The organism is Paenibacillus sp. J31R30, from assembly GCF_059692115.1.
In genome coordinates this window covers 201,464-219,907 of record NZ_JCAUAV010000008.1, presented here as the reverse complement: position 1 = coordinate 219,907, position 18,444 = coordinate 201,464, and the positions used below count along the sequence as shown (strand labels likewise).

12 protein-coding genes are annotated in these 18,444 nt (G+C 45.5%); 6 read left to right on the top strand and 6 right to left on the bottom strand.

Features of this window, described 5'->3' with window-relative positions:
• The first annotated feature begins 64 nt into the window (after positions 1-64).
• The 3 genes from AC58QO_RS24125 to AC58QO_RS24115 are packed head-to-tail and all read left to right on the top strand — an operon-like array spanning position 65 to position 2,717.
• Positions 65-742 (top strand): GntR family transcriptional regulator, encoded by a 678-nt coding sequence (locus AC58QO_RS24125; protein ID WP_497269976.1) that lies wholly within the window; start codon positions 65-67, stop codon positions 740-742.
• Positions 743-772: 30 nt separating this feature from the next.
• Positions 773-1,879, top strand: a complete 1,107-nt coding sequence (gene uxuA / locus AC58QO_RS24120; protein ID WP_497269974.1) for a mannonate dehydratase — start codon at positions 773-775, stop codon at positions 1,877-1,879.
• Positions 1,863-2,717, top strand: coding sequence for an SDR family oxidoreductase (locus AC58QO_RS24115; RefSeq protein WP_497269972.1), 855 nt, complete (start codon positions 1,863-1,865; stop codon positions 2,715-2,717). The genes uxuA and AC58QO_RS24115 overlap by 17 nt, the downstream gene beginning before the upstream one ends.
• Positions 2,718-3,326: 609 nt before the next feature.
• On the opposite strand, the gene AC58QO_RS24110 is transcribed toward AC58QO_RS24115, so the two are convergent.
• The 4 genes from AC58QO_RS24110 to AC58QO_RS24095 form a co-directional block, all read right to left on the bottom strand.
• The gene (locus AC58QO_RS24110) at positions 3,327-6,578 is read right to left on the bottom strand and encodes a response regulator (protein WP_497269971.1); all 3,252 of its coding nucleotides are present in this window, start codon (positions 6,576-6,578) and stop codon (positions 3,327-3,329) included.
• Positions 6,579-6,646: 68 nt separating this feature from the next.
• Complete coding sequence (locus AC58QO_RS24105) at positions 6,647-7,060, bottom strand: hypothetical protein (RefSeq protein ID WP_497269969.1); 414 nt, start codon at positions 7,058-7,060, stop codon at positions 6,647-6,649.
• A 132-nt stretch (positions 7,061-7,192) separates the two neighbouring features.
• A complete protein-coding gene (locus AC58QO_RS24100; protein WP_497269967.1) occupies positions 7,193-7,684 on the bottom strand; it encodes a CYTH domain-containing protein in 492 nt (163 codons plus the stop codon).
• An 18-nt stretch (positions 7,685-7,702) separates the two neighbouring features.
• A complete protein-coding gene (locus AC58QO_RS24095; protein WP_497269965.1) occupies positions 7,703-8,515 on the bottom strand; it encodes a helix-turn-helix transcriptional regulator in 813 nt (270 codons plus the stop codon).
• Between the two features lie 119 nt (positions 8,516-8,634).
• On the opposite strand from AC58QO_RS24095, the gene AC58QO_RS24090 reads away from it, so the two are divergent.
• Positions 8,635-10,341 carry a glycoside hydrolase family 2 protein gene (locus AC58QO_RS24090; protein ID WP_497269963.1) on the top strand — a complete coding sequence of 569 codons (1,707 nt, stop codon included), beginning with the start codon at positions 8,635-8,637 and terminating at the stop codon, positions 10,339-10,341.
• Between the two features lie 379 nt (positions 10,342-10,720).
• On the opposite strand, the gene AC58QO_RS24085 is transcribed toward AC58QO_RS24090, so the two are convergent.
• Positions 10,721-11,089: a group I truncated hemoglobin gene (locus AC58QO_RS24085; protein ID WP_497269961.1), complete on the bottom strand. Its 369-nt coding sequence runs from the start codon at positions 11,087-11,089 to the stop codon at positions 10,721-10,723.
• Positions 11,090-11,884: 795 nt separating this feature from the next.
• On the opposite strand from AC58QO_RS24085, the gene AC58QO_RS24080 reads away from it, so the two are divergent.
• Positions 11,885-16,303 (top strand): endo-1,4-beta-xylanase, encoded by a 4,419-nt coding sequence (locus AC58QO_RS24080; RefSeq protein WP_497269959.1) that lies wholly within the window; start codon positions 11,885-11,887, stop codon positions 16,301-16,303.
• A gap of 261 nt (positions 16,304-16,564) precedes the next feature.
• Here AC58QO_RS24080 and AC58QO_RS24075 read toward each other — a convergent pair whose 3' ends face one another.
• Positions 16,565-17,329 carry a hydroxypyruvate isomerase family protein gene (locus AC58QO_RS24075; protein WP_497269957.1) on the bottom strand — a complete coding sequence of 255 codons (765 nt, stop codon included), beginning with the start codon at positions 17,327-17,329 and terminating at the stop codon, positions 16,565-16,567.
• A gap of 71 nt (positions 17,330-17,400) precedes the next feature.
• Between AC58QO_RS24075 and corA the strand changes: the two genes are divergently transcribed.
• Positions 17,401-18,351, top strand: a complete 951-nt coding sequence (gene corA / locus AC58QO_RS24070) for a magnesium/cobalt transporter CorA (protein ID WP_497269955.1) — start codon at positions 17,401-17,403, stop codon at positions 18,349-18,351.
• Positions 18,352-18,444 lie beyond the last annotated feature (93 nt).

The following is an 18,444-nucleotide window of genomic DNA, read 5'->3' as shown; positions in this document are numbered from 1 at the left end:
CTACCACACTACCATACAAGTATGGTAGTATATATAATAGCTTCATTTCCCAAAGGAGACAGGTATGGATTTTTTCAAAAAACCACTGATTAGTTCGACCCGTGATGCCGTCTATCACACGCTTAAGGCTCAAATCCTGAGTCTTAGCCTGCTGCCAGGTGCCACCATTTCGGAGAAAGAAATGTCAGTCAGCTTCAATGTGAGTCGGACACCCGTTCGGGAAAGCTTCGTGCAATTGGCACAGGAGGGCTTGTTGGACATTTATCCGCAACGCGGCACGGTGGTCTCCCTCATTGATTTGGAGCTGGTGGATGAGGCACGCTTCATACGAGAGCATTTGGAAAGCGCTGTGATTCGGTTAGCCTGCAGCTCTTTTCCAGAAGAGTCCCTCCTCTCACTGCAGATGAACTTAGCCTCTCAGAAAGTCTGTTCGGATGAACAAGATTTCAAAAAAATGTTTGAGCTTGATGAGGAATTTCATCGAACGATTTTTGAAGGCTGCAAGAAAATGAACACTTGGGCGGTCATTCAACAAATTAACGTGCATTTGAACCGCACCCGTATGCTTCGATTGGCCACGGATCATCATTGGGATGAGCTGTATGCGCAGCATGGACAGATTGTTGACGCCATCAAAGAGCAACAGCCAGATCAAGCAGAACAATTGATTCGCGCCCATCTGCAAGTTGGCATTTCCGATCAGGCATTATTGAAAGAGAAGTTCCCCACATATTTCAAATAGGTTGATGACAATGGAGGCGAGTATGCAGCTATGAAAATGGTATTCCGTTGGTTTGGAGAGGGCAATGATACGGTCACTCTTAAACAAATTAAACAAATTCCCGGCGTTGAAGGCATCGTCTGGGCACTGCATGATGTTCCTGTTGGTGAAGAATGGCCGATGGACAAGATTCAGAAGATCAAAGCTGAGGCTGATCGTGCTGGGCTGCATATGCAGGTTGTTGAGAGCGTCAACATTCATGAGGACATCAAATTAGGACTGCCAAGTCGCGATACGTACATCGCTAATTATAAGAAAACGATCGCCACTTTAGCACAGGTTGGGGTCAAAGTTATTTGCTACAATTTCATGCCTGTGTTCGATTGGGTTCGGACAGATTTACATAAGGAGCTGGAAGATGGCTCGACGGCTTTATTTTATGAAAAAAGTAAAATTGCCAACCTCGACCTTGCTGAACATGTTGGGCGGATCAATGCCAACCCTGATTTCAGCATGCCAGGCTGGGAGCCGGAGCGACTCGCGCATTTAACGGAGCTTTTCGAGGCTTATCAAAATGTCACAGAAGAACATCTCTGGGCAAATCTCAAGTATTTCTTGGATGAAATTATCCCTGTAGCTGCTGAGCACGGTATTCGAATGGCCATTCACCCTGACGATCCACCTTGGTCTGTCTTTGGATTGCCTAGATTGATGACGAGCCAAGCAAATATTCGTCGATTCTTAGCCTTGCATGACAGCCCCTATAATGGGCTTACCATGTGCAGTGGCTCACTCGGTGCGAACCCGAGCAACGATATTGTCTCGATCGTGCATGAATTTGCGGATCGGATTCCTTTTGCCCATCTGCGAAATGTTCGCGTGTATGAGAATGGTGATTTCATCGAGACCTCTCATCGTACACAGGATGGCACAGTTGATATGTCCGGTATTGTACAAGCGCTGCATGAAAACAATTACGAAGGCTTCTGTCGTCCGGACCATGGCCGCCATATTTGGGATGAGCGCTGCAGACCTGGATACGGGCTGTATGACCGTGCTTTAGGTATCATGTATTTATGGGGACTTTGGGACATGATGTGTCGCCAGAAAGTTACTTTACAAAAAGGAGCTGTCACAGCTAATGAGCGGTTTAACTAATTTTCCATCCTTACAAGGGAAGGTCGTTGTCATTACAGGGGGAGCTGGCGTTCTATGTCGCGTCATGGCATTAGAATTAGCTAGACAAGGCGCACGCATTGCCATTCTGAATCGTACCCATGAGAAAGGGTTGGCTGTCGTGCACGAAATTCAAGCTGCTGGCGGCGAAGCGATTGCCGTTGCATGCGATGTAACCGTAGCCGAAAGTGTAGAGCAGGCTGCAGCTTCTGTTACGGAACAGTTGGGCACCTGTGATATTCTAATCAATGGCGCTGGAGGTAATCATGCAAGTGCGAATACGACGAATGAGATTTTCAAAATGGAGGATATGGCCAATCCTGATGTGCAGTCCTTCTATGATTTAAGCATTCCTGGATTCCGTAATGTGCTGGATCTTAATTTCGTGGGTACGTTAATTCCAACTCAAGTGTTTACTAAACATATGCATGGCAAAACCGGTGCAACGGTCATCAATATCTCATCCATGAGCGCACCTTCGCCAATGACGAAAGTTCCTGCCTATAGCGCAGCCAAAGCAGCTATCGATAACTTTACCAAATGGCTGGCCGTTCATTTGGCAGAAAGCGGCATTCGCGTGAATGCGATCGCGCCGGGGTTCTTTTTGACTGAGCAAAATGCCAAATTGTTAATGAAAGAGGATGGATCGCTGACAGATCGCTCTCATAAAATCATTGCACATACCCCGATGCGCCGCTTCGGCAAGCCGGAGGATTTGCTAGGTACATTGCTGTGGCTGGCTGATGCCGACATGTCCCGCTTCGTTACAGGAACAACAATCCCTGTAGATGGCGGATTTATGGCTTATTCGGGCGTTTAGACGGAGTGAAGAACAAGCCGTTTCATTGCATAAAGCTCATTGTGGGCTATGTATTGGAACGGTTTTTGTTTGTTTATGGACAAATAAAGGAGGCCGAGAGCATTGTTATTTGAGTAAAAGTATTCGGAATGGATGAATATTATGATAAAGTCTGCTGGAAACGTAATTCGGCTTTCGAATCGCCATGCAAGGCGAGTTTTACATCAATTGGTTGAGAAACAATTCCTAACTGTTGTAGGAGGACGTCTACGTTATCGTTCATTTCAATTGAAGCAGTAATGACTTATGCCTAACGGACATAGTTGACGCTATAGGGCTAAATGCAATGAACCTGATTGGCTAACGGACACAATATACGCTATTGAATGAATTTCAGGGAACTATCCTGCTTTGTGGTCAAAATAACGGCTGTACGGACCGTTAGCACCTGAATGTGGCTGTGTCGGATAACATAACGACTCTGGTGTCCATTAGCACGATCATAACCTTCGAACACAAAAATGAACACAAAAATCCCCTCAAGTCGTTTCACCTTCCCTCATGAACACCATGTGGGAATAACGAGTTTTAACTTAAGGGGCAATTTACAAGTTCTATAGTAGCAATGACTTATGCTTCATCCGGAATACAGACGATAATGCGCTCTATTTCCGCTGCGATCTCTTCAATCTGCTTCTCGTAGTTCTCTCTCAGGAGAATGATCGATTGGAGCTCCACGGCACCCACATGCAAAGCATCGGCCGACAAACTGCCAGCTACACCGATGAGCGTATGCGCTGCTCTTTTGGCTGCTACCCAGTCCTCCTCATGTTGATAACTCCGTAGCTGATCTGCAAAATCGCTATAATTCTTCTTGAATAGCTGCAGCATGACGAGCAGAATACTTTCTTTACCCTCTACTCTGGCCAAAGCCGCCTGCCAGTCGATCCCAGCGACATTTTTATAATAAGGGATCCCATCCATTGGCTCCGACAACTTGAATCCCTTCTCCGGCTCAATCCACTTATGAATGACACGAAATAGTCGCTTCACATCCAGCGGTTTGCTCACTACATCGTTCATCCCCATACGGACATACTCTTCTTGATCCTGTTTGACCACGTTAGCGGTAAGCCCTATGATGGGCAATTGGCTAAATTTCGGATTCTGGCGAATTTGCCTCGTTGCTTCAACACCATCCATGACAGGCATATGGATATCCATCAGAACCAGCACAAAGTCAGCTCTTTCTAGCATATCTAACGCTTCTTGACCATTGGTTGCTAACGTGACCTTGTAGCCCCGCTCCTCGATCAGCTCCATTGCGACTTGTTGATTAATTTCATTGTCCTCAACCAACAGAATGTGTCCCCATGTGTGCTCTGAAATTGAATGAATCGACAGGGCTTCCAGATCAACTGTTTGGGATTGGTGATTAGGATGGAATAAATATTCCAATGTCTGATACAGCTCTAGTCGACTAGTCGGTTTAACTAGAACAGCATTAGGTCTTACCTCATCGGGGAGAGACATTAGCTCCTCTTTCCCCATAGGCGATGTAAGGCAAATAATGCGTGTTCGATCTCTGTCGATGGTAGTTAGGAGCGCATGCCATGTCTCAATCCCATACATATCTTCGCTCTCCATATCCAGGATGAGACAATCGAAGTCATCGTCACCTTCCTCTCGCGAGGCAACCTGTTTAAATAACACATCCCAGGAAGGAACGGTCGTTACGATGAGGGCGAAAGACTCTAAGGTATCCTGCAAGCTGTTGCGCATGAGGGGATGATCCTCAACAACCATAACGCGATAAGGCTTGTGTCCCTCACCAATATCCCACTCATCAGGATCGTCTTGCTCAATAACTTGGAAAGGCAAGTCAAACGTGAAGCGGCTCCCATTTCCTATAATGCTTTCTGCTTTGAGCACTCCACCCATCAGACTAATCAAATGTTGGCTAATCGGCAGACCCAATCCGGTTCCTCCATACTCACGACTCGTTGAGCCATCTGCCTGAGAGAAGGGTTCGAAAATGTATGAAAGCCGGTCGGCCGAAATGCCAATTCCCGAATCTTCGACACTAAATTTCAGTATCATATCTTTGCTCACTGTCTGCGTACACAGCTCGATATGGAGCATCACATAGCCTGCGCTAGTGAATTTAATGGCATTGCTGCAGAGGTTAAGCAGGACTTGCTTGAGTCGAAGAGGGTCCCCCAGAAGTCGCTTAGGCAGCTCTGCTGGCGTGCTGAAAATAATTTCAATCTGGTGGCTCCTCGTCAACACGCTACAGATGCTGGAAAGCTCCTTAAGCAGTTCATCCAGATTAAAGCTTGTTCTTTCCACTTCTAATTTGCCTGCTTCTACTTTAGAGAAATCTAGAACATCATTGATAATGCCTAACAGTGTGTGAGAAGATGACGTGATATTCGTTAGGTAATCCTTCTGATGCTCGGAGAGAGCCGTTTTCCCTAACAACTGCGATAGCCCGATAATCCCATTCAAAGGCGTACGGATTTCATGACTCATTTTGGCAATAAAATGACTCTTAGCTTGATTCGCTTGATCCGCCGCATGTCTCATGGAAGCTTCCGTAAAGTCGTGTATGGTACCTACAATTCCTTTCACTGCCCTATTCGCATGATGATAGGCTGAAAGCGTGACATGATAATCTCTCCTTACCCCATCCCCTGTCGGAATCGCGATTTCAAACCGCACACTATCGCCACAAGTCAGCGCTTCCCGGAAATGCTGCTCCCAAAGTGCCTGCTCAGAAGCTGGCAAAAAAGCGGTCATCGGCAGACCCAGCATGTCCTCTGATCTGGTTTGTGCAAGAGCGCACGCTGCTTGATTCACCGAAGTAATTTCACCTTCTGTTGTGAAACCAAGAATACCCTCTTGTGAATTCTCGACAAGTATCCGATTCCGTTCTTCGCTTTCCTGAATTCTTCGCTCTGCAAGCGTCCTCTCGGTAACATCTGTCGTCGAACCTATGACTTCAATCACTTGTTTACCTTCAAATACGGGCTGCAGCGTTGTGAAAACGACCTTACCTTTGAAATCCACCTCATAGGCGACTTGCTTGCCTTCAAAAGCCTCTTCATATTTCGATTGCAAAAAATGCATAACATCCGCCGAAAAATGTGGAATCTCTTGTACATTCTTGCCAATAAAATCATCTGGCTTCAGTCCAAGCAGCTGTATTAATTGACCATCAATAATCGTGTAAACCAATTTATTCTGTATTTTTTTGAGTTTATAAGTAAATCCAGGTTGGAAGCGGAGAATATTCGAGAGCTCTTGCTGCATATGCCGCACTTGCCCTTTGAGCTCGTCGGAGCGTAAGAAATAACGGAATAGACCAGCAACGAACAGGCCTGCCCCAAGATGCAGGAGTAAATTTGGAATCACAAGCGGAGTAGCAGGAAGTTTATAAATAAGAACCATATCGACGAATAATACGCTGACTGGACATAAAATTAGCAGTATCCATTTCTTCCAAAAATCTCGCATATAATAATGAACAACTGCACAACCTGCATAAATAATCAATCCAAGAATCGATACGCGAACCAAAACATGAGGATCCATGATCGATCTGCCGATAATAATGACAACTGTCGTAATGAGTCCCGAAACGCCTCCACCAATGAAGGTAGCCATCAATATTGCAATCGCTTTCAAATCTAGGATATGTCGTTCAGTCACACGAACCCCGACAAAGGCAAGCATGATCCCAAAAAGCCCGTGTGTCACGCCTGCCCATATCTGAAGTTTCCATTTGGCTGTTGCCTTCAATTTAGGAGAGTAAAAAATTTGAATCGATATAAAAACAAATACAGCGACAATCGAAAAATTGTTTAGTAGGTCTTTCAACATCGTACTCACCTCATCGGATTGCTACCTCGCCCATCAACCTCTATTATAGATGTCGAAATATGTAAGGTCTATACGGTTTCATAATCTGCTCGTTTAATAGCAGAGAATACCAAATCAATCATCTCTGCACGCGCGTGATTAATAAAGCCAAGAGATGTTTGTTGTAAATTTTCGATGGATACGCATGAGGTTAACACAATTTTACTTGAGAACACGTACATGGAAAGCTCATAGGCGGATGCCACGTTTTTGATCACATCGCTAATATTCGTTCTTTTATATGACTCTGGGAGCTCAATGGCATACATCAAATAAAGCGGTTTCTGCCTTGTTTGTGTCATTTGGAATATTTCTTTATACGAATTACTCATATGTGAGCGCCAAAGATAACCAAATTTATAATTCGAATCTTCCTCCCACACCTTCTCAAACTGGGCTGTTAACTCGACAAACTGCTCACGATAATAGTGGATTAAATTCATAGATGACCCTCGCAATTCCTTTAGAAGTTCTTACATTACTTAGATCATACCTAGTAATTGTTGTAAAACTTCTATCGAGAATTTTAGGGAAACATGTTTTTTACTCATACTTCCCTAATGAATCTGGAGGTATTAGTTCTTCTGCAACGCGACCCACATCGACTTATTGCGGAACTCCTCCTCCGAACCAAGCTCTCTTCCGAACCAGGCCAGCGGTTCAAACTGCTGTGCAGCCTGCAAATCAGGGAACTCGACTTCAACGACAAGCAAGTCAATTTGTTTATATTCATCGATTTCAAATGTAAACCCATCCGCTTCAAGCGTCGTGCGAATCTTCTCTAATGGGATTAATCCAGTACGCTCCAGCAGTTGCTTATAGATTGGCTCGGTGATGCTATATTCAACTTCTTCTCGCACCATGCCATGTCCCGACTTGAAGGTATGCGTATAATGCGACTCCCCTGAGCTGTCTACAAGCTGGCGTACGCGAATTTCTTGATCATCAGAGAAAGCCAAGTACGTTTGATAAATGTATTGCTTGGACACTTGTTTCAGTTCGTTATTCGCTAGTTCAGCCGCAGGAAATGCGGCCAATAAATACTTTCTCTCAATTTCGGCACCCATAATTCGGTTAGCCCCTCTCTACTTGTTCATGGTTCGAAAACGAACCGGTGAAATGTCGTTCCATACTCGAAACATTTTACCAAAATGAAACTCATCTGCAAATCCACAAGCATCCGCGATCGCCTTCATAGGCTCATCCGTCAGCAAGAGCATCGTCTTCGCCTGCTCGTTCCGAACCTTATTTAGATACGCCTTGGGGGAGATACCCACATGTTTCATAAACATTTTACGTAATTGCGACACGGAGATATGGTAGGTTTTCGCCAACTCTTCCAGCCGAATGGGCTGATGATAACAGGTCTCCAGCCACAACTTCGCTTGCTGAAAGGCTTTCATGTAGGGGTCACTAGACGTATCCGTATCCTTCATAAACTGGATCAATCGTGATAAGACATACTGAAATTCGGCCTGTCGTTCATACGGATCCGTGCCATGCATCGACCATAAGCGTGTGAACTGAGCTTCCATCCAATCGGATTGCTCCAGCGTGTATCGTTTATAAAAGGGGATCGGCAGCGCGTCCACGGGAACCGGCTTCAGCCAATTGAGATGCTCATATGGAATATCAAACACATCGAATAAGAGCATCCTAATACACAACGGCTTGTCAGTAGACGATGACATGTTCAGTGTAAATCCAGGCTTGAGATACAACAAATTCCCAGCCTGTACGTGCAGCGGCACTTCATCAAGCTCATGACGAAATTCCCCTTCGCCACGCATAATCCAATAGAGGGAGTGCACATCCGTTGTATTACGAATATCTTTCCACCCAGGTAGAGGTGGCTTCTCATAGGAAAGCCGATGATGATAAATACGATGATTATGCAATGGAATTGATCACCTGCCTTGTAGCGATTTTGACAAAGAGCGATAAGGTTTATCCATTCAAATTGACTCTTCTTCTATGATACGCTTTACGAAACATACATGAAAGGGGTTTGAATATTGTGATACGTTCTTTTCAACAGCATAACCTGCGTCCTACCCGACTATTAGATGGATTATGGGATTTCATCACGGATCCTGACAATAAAGGTGTTAACGAGGGCTGGTTCTCTCAATTCCCTGCGAGCACTAGAAAATCCGTCGTTCCCTCCTGCTGGAATAACGAGTTAGGTACTTACGATTATATTGGCGCGGCTTGGTATCGTACGAGTTTTGATACTCAACAAGAAGCCAATATTCGCTTAGTCTTCGAAGGCATCCTTCACCATGCAGATGTGTACGTTGATGGACAACATATTGGCTACCATTTTGGCGGATTTACGCAGTTCTCAATGATTCTCCCACACCTAACAGCAGGCAAGCATGAACTCGTGATTCGCGTTGATAATACGGTCGATTGGCAAACACTGCCGACAGATATTGCGGATTGGCACTCCTATGGGGGTATCATTCGTTCGGTTGAGCTTCAGGAGCTTCCTGATGTCTATATTGACACGATGAAAATTGATTATCAATTACGTGGGAACACGGCTGATGTTCAAGTGCAGATTCAAGTAAGCTCCTTATGCCAAGAAAATTGCCAGATTGAGGTTAGTGCTAGTACAGAAGGACTCACTCTCTCCGCTGGTCATGTCACGGTCGCTGCTGGCCAATCTACGAATATCACGCTAAGTGGAAGTCTGGCGGACATTCAAAGATGGGATGTTGGCCAACCTTCACTCTATACCTTTACAGTCAAGGCCGGTGAAGATGATCTCATCGATCGGACTGGCTTCCGTACGGTTGAAGTTCAGGGAAGCGATATCTTGCTGAACGGCAAAAAGCTTTACCTGCAAGGTGTGAATCGTCATGAAGAGCACCCCGAGTGGGGATTTGCATTTCCAGCTAAGCTGATGCTGAAGGATTTAGACATTTTGTTCGACATGGGCTGTAATATGGTGCGCGGCTCCCACTATCCGCAAAGTCAGTTCTGGATCGATCTGCTCGACGAGCACGGTATGCTTCTCTGGAGCGAGATTCCGATGTGGGGCTGTTATATGAGTGTGGAAACGCTGGCAAGCCCAATTTTCAGAGAACGCGGCGTCAACATGCTGGATGAAATGATCTCCCGCGACTACCACCATCCTTCCATTATTTTCTGGGGAGCACATAATGAAATCGATACACGGACTGAGGAAGCGCTGGAGCTTACGAAAGCTTTCGTGGGCAAAATCCGCAGCATGGATGCGAGCCGACCTGTCACTTACGCGACTATGCATCCAGAGCAAGATATCGTACTCTCCTATTTTGATGTCATCGGGATTAACAAATATTATGGCTGGTATGAAGGCAGCGTCGACGGATTTAGTACTATGCTGCAGAACTACTACCAGAACGCTGAGAAACAAGGCGCAGCCGGTAAGCCTGTAATCATGAGCGAGTTCGGCGCGGCGGGGATTTTTGGCGATGCAGGCTGGGAGCCTCGCCTGTTCAGTGAAGACTATCAAGCGGATGTCGTTACACGTGCTCTGAAAATCTTCCGCGACGACCCTCGCATCGTCGGGACGCTCATCTGGCACTTCGCCGACATTCGCGTCGATGTGCGGAGCGACCGTCCTTACTTCCGCGATCGCGCGCGGAGCTTCAATAACAAAGGCTTACTGAGCGAGTATCGCAAGCCGAAATTGGCTTATCGCTTAGTGAAGGAGATTTATCGCTCTGAACGATAATGGGAAAGGGATTCAGCCTATGTGGCTGGGTCCCCTTTTTTTGCAAATGGCTTTAGAGCAAATGACCTGTGCAAGCGATCATGGTCAAAGTTGCTAAAGATCACTTATTTTCGAGGAAAACAGCTCAACAGCGAGGAATATGTGCAAAAGTGCAACCTTTAGGACCCAATAGGTGCTAAAACGATAAATTCGGCAGAAATAGTTGCACTTTCGCACGCATTCTAGATAGAGAGCTTTCTTCGGTAAAAAAGGTTGCACTTTTGCATCTTTCACAGGTGTATTCACGAGATGAACCTCCTCCAAGCCCATTAATGTGCAAAAAAAAAGGGTCCCCTGCCACATACTTGGCTTTCGGGAAGCCCTCTTTTTTAACTAACACTCATTTATGTAAGATATCGTCCTTCAACGTAGATACCTTCGCCAACACCTGACTGATCTCATCGGCTCCCACTTGAAAATGAGCAAGCGCATCATGTAGATGTGTGGCAATCGCTCGAAAATGCTCCTCCTGCAGATTCATCCCTGCATGCGCCTTGGCCATAGACGCCCCTGTGTACTGATTCGGCCCGCCTAACGCAAAACTAAAAAATTTAGCCTGATGCTTACGCTGCTTCTCCATATCCGTGTTACGAAAAAAGTGATTGACCGTATCATCCGCCAAAACCAGCTCATAGAAGTAGTCCACTACTGCTGTGATCGCCCCTTCCCCACCGAGCTTTTCGTACAACGACGTCGTTTCTTTCTCCATGTGTATCCTCCTTCAGGACTGAATCTCTTTATCTGGTTATATTATCCAAAATGAAAGGAAATTACACGATGCTATACGACTCCGCCATTGTCCAGCACACTGCCAATCTATCATGCATTCAATATATAGAAGCTCAATAGAAACGAGGTGATTGGAATGGCTTGTGTAAACGTAAAAGCTGTTCGTCAACCTGACTTAGTTTTGATTAGTTGGTCTAGAAACCCTTCCGTTGCAGGCTCCCCGCGCAGAATTAAAGCTGTACGTGTAATTGGCAGTTCTCAACCCTGTACAGCTACTTTGGTAACCAATGGATTGCTTAGTAGAGCATTGAGTTGTTTATTGGACGATTTCAAAATCGTGTACCAAAAAAGAACGACAACCAGTAGCGGTTACTTGTTGTTACAACGTTTTCGAGTTCAATAGAAGATGATGAGGGGCAGCTGAAGCTGCTCATTTTTATATAGATTACATAGGCTTATGTGTATAAACAACGTAATCGGGGCCCATTTTTACTAGCAACAATTCCGACTGTCTTTCACCTTGTATCGCATATATAGCTTCGTACCTACTGGCAACTTCGTAGACATCTGATCTTCAAAATCGGCACCTGGGGTGTAGATCTTCTTTATCTCTCTGAAGACTTTGTATTTAATAATTACAGTATCATATAAAGTTTCTTTAGTTAAACGTGTTTTTGATCACGCTATAATTACGTTGGAAAGGAGATGTTTTCAATAAAATGTAAACGCTTAACTAATTCAATACTGACTGATTATTGAGAGGGGAATGTCATATATGAGACAAAAACTCATTAGAGTCGCTTTAATTTTACTTGCTGCGGCATTAATTATACCGACAAGCTTGCTAACTACAGTTACGACAGCTTCGACTACGGAGACCATTACCATTTACCATGAAACCTTTGCGAATGACCAAGGTAAAGCAACGAAAGCAGGTGGCGCTAACCTATCACAGGTCTCCGGCAAAACGTTTACTGGCAATGCGGATGGAAAAGCTTTATATGTTAGCAACAGAGCTAACAACTGGGACGGGGCTGATTTCAAATTCAACGAGATCGGCCTAGAAAATGGTAAAACCTATACGGTAACCGCAACCGTCTATGTTGACGCGGATGTCACTGTCCCGAGCGGCGCACAAGCTGGCTTTCAAACTGTAAACGGCTATCAAAATACGATTTACGTCAATTACGAAGCGGGCAAAGCGCTTACCTTAACCAAGGAGTTTACCGTAGATACGAGCAAAGATAGTGCCCTGCGCATTAATTCAAACAATAACGGAGCAGTTGTGCCCTTCTACATCGGAGATATTATCGTAACTGCCCAACAAACAACGGCGACAACGGTTAGAGAGGTGTATCACGAAACCTTTGCGAGCAGCCAAGGATTTGCCACGAAAGCAGGCAACGCCACTCTGACACTAGTCACTGGAAAAACATTTACAGGTAATGCTGATGGAAAAGCTTTATATGTTAGCAACAGAGTTAACAACTGGGACGGAGTTGATTTCAAATTCAGCGACGTCGGCCTGGAAAATGGTAAAACTTACACTGTAACCGCAGCTGTCTATGTTGACGCTGATGTCACTGTACCTGGCAGCGCACAAGCTGGTTTTCAAACAGTAAACGGCTATCAGAATACGATTTACGTCAATTATGAAGCCGGAAAGGCACTCACCCTAACCAAGGAATTTACTGTAGATACGAGCAAAGATAGCGCCCTGCGCATCAATTCAAACACGAACGGAGCAGGTGTTCCTTACTATATCGGTGATATCCTAATCACTGAAAAAGTGGCCACTGGCCCTGTCGTTGAGACACCTAGACCCCCTGCTGTGGATTTCACCCCTATCACTTTTGAAGATCAAACAGCAGGTGGCTTTGCAGGTAGAAAAGGCACGGAAACGCTGACTGTCACCAATGAAGTCAACCATTCCGAAGGCGGTACACGCGCGTTGAAAATAGAAGGACGAGCAGAAACTTGGCATGGACCGTCATTACGCGTGGAGAAATATGTTGATAAGGGCTACGAATATAAAATTACGGCCTGGGTCAAGCTCATCTCGCCTGGAAGCTCGCAACTCCAGCTGTCCACACAAGTTGGTAGTGCAAGCGCAAGTTATAATACCATTGACAAAAAAACAATTAGCACTGAAGACGGCTGGGTTAAATTCGAAGGAACTTACCGTTATAACACAGTACCCGATGAGTTTTTGAGCATATACGTGGAAAGCGCTAGCAGCAAAGATGCTTCTTTCTATATCGACGATATCAGCTTTGTAGAAAGTTCAGCACCAATCGCCGTACAAACCAATTTAACTCCGATTAAAGAGGCTTATCACAATGATTTCCTGATTGGCAATGCGGTATCGGCAGCAGATATGGATGGCGTTAGACTTCAGCTTCTCAAGCTGCATAACAATGTCGTCACAGCAGAAAATGCCATGAAACCGGATCAGACCTATAATGCGAATAAAGAATTTGACTTTAATACGGAGGATGCCCTTGTTACTAAAATTCAGGCTGCAGGACTCAAGCTGCATGGGCACGTGCTCGTATGGCATCAACAAACGCCTACTTGGTTGACTACGACAACCGAATCACTCCCATTAGGACGAGCTGAAGCTCTCGCCAACTTGAAGAACCATATCAAAACGGTCATGGAGCACTACAGTAACAAAGTGATCTCATGGGACGTTGTCAATGAAGCAATGAACGATAACCCCTCTAATCCAACAAATTGGCATGGAGCGCTGCGTCAATCACCTTGGAAAGCTGCCATTGGTGATGACTACGTGGAGCAGGCGTTCTTGGCGGCAAAAGAGGTGCTGGACGCGCATCCTACTTGGGATATCAAGCTCTATTACAATGATTATAACGAAGATAATCAAAATAAAGCGCAGGCCATTTACAGCATGGTCAAAGAAATCAATGATCATTATGCGCTGACTCACCCTGGCAAACTCCTCATCGACGGCGTCGGCATGCAAGCGCACTATAATCTAAACACGAATCCAGACAATGTTAAGCTGTCCTTGGAGAAATTTATTTCATTAGGCGTACAAGTGAGCATCTCCGAACTTGACATTACGGCAGGAAGCAACTCTCGCCTTTCCGAGAAAGAAGCAAATGCTCAGGGCTCTTTATACGCGCAAATATTCCAGATCTTTAAGGCTCACGCTACTAGTATCGAGCGCGTTACCTTCTGGGGACTGAATGATGCTACGAGCTGGAGAGCCAGTCAGAATCCGCAATTGTTTAATAGCGATCTGCAAGCCAAACCAGCGTATTATGGCGTAATTAATCCAGCTGCATTCTTGGCCGCACATCCGCCTGAGCCCGTGGCAGAAGCTAATAAGTCAACCGCCAAATTTGCTTCGCCTACAATCGACGGGCTAGCTGATGATACAGCTTGGAACCAGGCACCTGAAATACCGATCAACCGGTATCAGCTGGCATGGCAAGGGGCAAGCGGAGTAGCTAAAGCACTGTGGGATGATCACAACTTGTATGTTCTCATTCAAGTTAGCAACGCTGAACTCGACAAGAGCAGCCCAAATGCCTATGAACAAGACTCCGTCGAAATCTTCTTAGACGAAAATAATGCAAAGACATCGTCCTATGAAGCTGATGATGGACAATACAGAATCAACTTTGACAACGAACAAACATTCAATCCAGCAAGTAAAGCAACCGGATTTGAATCCGAGACCCATATTTCCGGAACAAACTACACGGTTGAAGTGAAGATTCCGTTGAAAACAATAACACCAACTAACGATATGAAGCTTGGTTTTGACGTACAGATCAATGATGCTAAAAGCGGTGCCCGTCAAAGCGTTGCCGCATGGAACGATACGACCGGTACTGGCTTTCAGGACACGTCTGTTTACGGCGTGCTTAACCTAGCCGGCAAGGACACCGGTTCGGGCGGCGGAGATCCCGATACTGATCCTGACACCGGCCCAGGCACTGGCCCTGGCAGTGGTTCTGGTTCTGGTTCTGGTTCTGGTTCTGGTTCTGGTTCTGGTTCTGGTGGCGATGGTGTTACGATCAAACCTGAATTGAAAACCGATAATAGACGAACGATAGGTACGATTTCGGGCGACGACTTGAAAAAGGCGCTTGAGAAAACCTCATCTGCAACAAACGATAAGAAACAAATCGTAATCGAAGTACCGAAGCAAGCAAATGCGACTTCATATGAAGTGCAAATGCCAACACAAAGCCTGCAAGGACAAGAAACCTTTGAGATTTCATTGAAAACAGCAGACGCGACAGTCCAAATTCCAAGCAACATGCTGTCCAATGTAACAGAAAGTGCGGAGCAAGTGTCCCTTCGCGTAGCTAAGGTCTCTACGGACAACATGGATGCAGCTACCCGTGAACAAATCGGCAAACGTCCAGTTATCGAATTGACCATATCAGCAGGCGATAAAGTCATTGCATGGAACAACCCAAATGCGCCTGTAACGGTAGCCATTCCTTACACACCGACAACGGAAGAGCTTAGCGATACAGATCATATCATCATTTGGTACATCGATGGTCAAGGCAAGGCGACAGCGGTTCCGAATGGTCGCTATGATGCGGCAAGTGGAACGGTGGTCTTCCAAACAACCCATTTCAGCACCTACGCCGTAGCTTCGGTATTCAAGACCTTCGGGGATGTGCAGAACGTGCCTTGGGCCAAACAAGCTATTGAAACCATGGCATCTCGTGATGTCATTAAAGGTACAACTGATAACAACTTTACACCTGAAGCTTCCATTAAGAGAGCGGACTTCATTTCGCTTCTTGTCAGAGCACTTGAATTGCACAGCACTGGAACGAATGAAGCCATGTTCAGCGATGTCCCACAAACCGCTTATTATTATAATGAGCTAGTCATTGCGAAGGCATTGGGCATCACTACTGGCTTTGAGGACAATGCGTTTAAGCCAAACAGCAATATCTCCCGTCAAGATATGATGGTGCTGACGACACGCGCGATGGTGGCAGCCGGCATGCAAGTCCAAGCTGGCGGAACTTTAGATGCATATCCTGACGCAGCGAGCATGTCCAACTACGCGAAAGACAGTGCTGCAGCTCTAGTGAAATCTGGGATTGTGAATGGCAAGAACGACAAGCTTGCTCCGAACGATCAGCTCACTCGTGCTGAAGCAGCAGTCATCTTGTACCGAATCTGGAATCAGTAAGATCAGCCACATTGTTTCATGATCTAGCCTAACCTAGGTTCGGTTCCATCAAGGATATCTCCCTTGTCGGAACTGAACCTAGGTTTTATTTTGGGAGCGGACAAAAAAAAGGGACCTGGCCAACGGGGCCAGATCCAAAGTTTATATTAAAAAAGGGGGTCTTGTTTATTATAATACCCTTTCTATGTTAGAGAACTGTAACGGGAATGTTCCAATTGTGTTACAAATGTTTAATCCGTGTAACATTCGCCACGTTCCTAGTCACTTGAGCAATTTTTGAAGCCCAACCTGTGGCTCCTCCATCGGAAAATATTCAAGTCCCATATGCCCTGTATAACCAGCCTCATCGATGGCTTGAAAGATCTGATCATAGTTCAGCTCACCCTTGTCGAGCTCATGTCTGCCGGGATTGCCTGCCGCATGGAAATGGCCGATCCACGCTAGATTCTCACGAATGTTGGCGATCACATTCCCTTCGGTGATTTGTTGATGGTAGATATCGAATAGCACCTTCACGAAGGGACTATTTACTTGCTTTACGATATGAAAAGCTTCTTCGGATGAAGCCAAGAAATATCCTCGATGATTAACGCGCGTATTCAGCGGCTCAATCAGCAGTGTAACTCCCTCTTTTTCCAAAAGAGGTACACATGCCCGCAACCCCTCAATCAACGATTGCGTCTGGGCCTCTCTCGACACGCCTTCAAGCTCTTGTCCTACTTGTGAAATCAGTTGGGTGCAATTCAGGCGCTTCGCAACTGCGATGGATTCTGTAAGTCCTTCGATATAAGCACTACGCAGAGCTGGATCTACTAAGCTCACAAACTTCGTGCAAAATGCCGCAATCGAAACACCCGCTTCAGCCACTGCAGCTGCAACGGCGTCCACATCCTTTTGCCACCAAGACCAGAATTCAATCGTATCGTATCCGAGCTCCCTAAGCTCACTAACACTTCCCTTAAAATCACGTCCGTTATACACCGCATCTACACAAACGGAGAGCTTCATCCATATCCCTCTTTCCATTCTGATCTTTCCTCATTGTATGGTAAAATGAAGCAAATGCCTATGAAAAAATGACATGCTAGGAGTCCTTTATGATACGAACACTTGCCGTCACTACCGAATTTGATGTGATCCATGATCTCCCTCTTGAAGAACTATCCGCACCAACGATCCGTTGGTACTGGGTTGATTTCTATAATCCGGATGAAAAAGAAGCCTCCAAGCTAAAGGATCATTTCCACTTTCACCCCCTCGCTATCGAGGATTGCTTTCATTTCATGCAACGACCGAAAATCGATCATTATCAAAATGTTCATTTCTTTGTTATGCATGCCATTAATGCGAAGACGCTGGATGCGGAAGAAGTCGATATGTTCCTCGGGAGCAACTATATTGTCACGTTCCATTTGCATGAATCCAGAGAGATCGAAGATGCTTGGACCCGGGTGTCCCAGCAGGAAAGTCTGAGAAATCAGGGACAGATCTATGCTGCGTATTTAGTTCTCGATAATCTCGTCGATCAATATTTCCCAAGTGTCTATCAAATTGAAGACGCACTCGATGATATCGAAAACAATATGAATGCGGAGGCCATTGATGCGTTGATGAATCAGGTTTTTGAAATCCGTTCACAACTGCTGAAACTACGACGAACTATTGTGCCCATGCGTGACCTGCTGTATAGGATTATCAGTACGGATCGTATTGAACAAGTGCGCGAGCATCTCGTCTTTTTCACGGATATTCATGATCATCTACTCAAGCTTTCTGAAATGATTGACTCGAATCGCGAGATTACCGCTGACATTCGTGATAGTTATATCTCGCTAAACTCCAATCGGATGAATACGATTATGAAAACATTAACGGTAATTACGACGATTTTCATGCCATTGACGTTTATCGCTGGACTCTACGGGATGAACTTCACCTACATGCCCGAGCTTGAATGGCAATGGGGATACTTTGCTGTGCTTGTTATCATGATCGGCATTGGCTTAGGCATGTTTGCCTGGTTCCGGAAGAAGGGTTGGTTCAAATAGGCGGTGCAGCGAAACAAAATGAGCTCCGGATTTGTTTAGTATTGTGATCGATGTGCGATTTCCCATATAGTTAATAGACACATGGTGAGTAAT

Bases quoted from the DNA above. Each gene is read 5' to 3' on its own strand.
- corA (WP_497269955.1), top strand. From the start codon at position 17,401: ATGATACGAACACTTGCCGTCACTACCGAATTTGATGTGATCCATGAT.
- AC58QO_RS24125 (WP_497269976.1), top strand. From the start codon at position 65: ATGGATTTTTTCAAAAAACCACTGATTAGTTCGACCCGTGATGCCGTC.
- AC58QO_RS24115 (WP_497269972.1), top strand. From the start codon at position 1,863: ATGAGCGGTTTAACTAATTTTCCATCCTTACAAGGGAAGGTCGTTGTC.
- AC58QO_RS24110 (WP_497269971.1), bottom strand. From the start codon at position 6,578: ATGTTGAAAGACCTACTAAACAATTTTTCGATTGTCGCTGTATTTGTT.
- AC58QO_RS24105 (WP_497269969.1), bottom strand. From the start codon at position 7,060: ATGAATTTAATCCACTATTATCGTGAGCAGTTTGTCGAGTTAACAGCC.
- AC58QO_RS24100 (WP_497269967.1), bottom strand. From the start codon at position 7,684: ATGGGTGCCGAAATTGAGAGAAAGTATTTATTGGCCGCATTTCCTGCG.
- AC58QO_RS24080 (WP_497269959.1), top strand. From the start codon at position 11,885: ATGAGACAAAAACTCATTAGAGTCGCTTTAATTTTACTTGCTGCGGCA.
- AC58QO_RS24085 (WP_497269961.1), bottom strand. From the start codon at position 11,089: ATGGAGAAAGAAACGACGTCGTTGTACGAAAAGCTCGGTGGGGAAGGG.
- uxuA (WP_497269974.1), top strand. From the start codon at position 773: ATGAAAATGGTATTCCGTTGGTTTGGAGAGGGCAATGATACGGTCACT.
- AC58QO_RS24075 (WP_497269957.1), bottom strand. From the start codon at position 17,329: ATGGAAAGAGGGATATGGATGAAGCTCTCCGTTTGTGTAGATGCGGTG.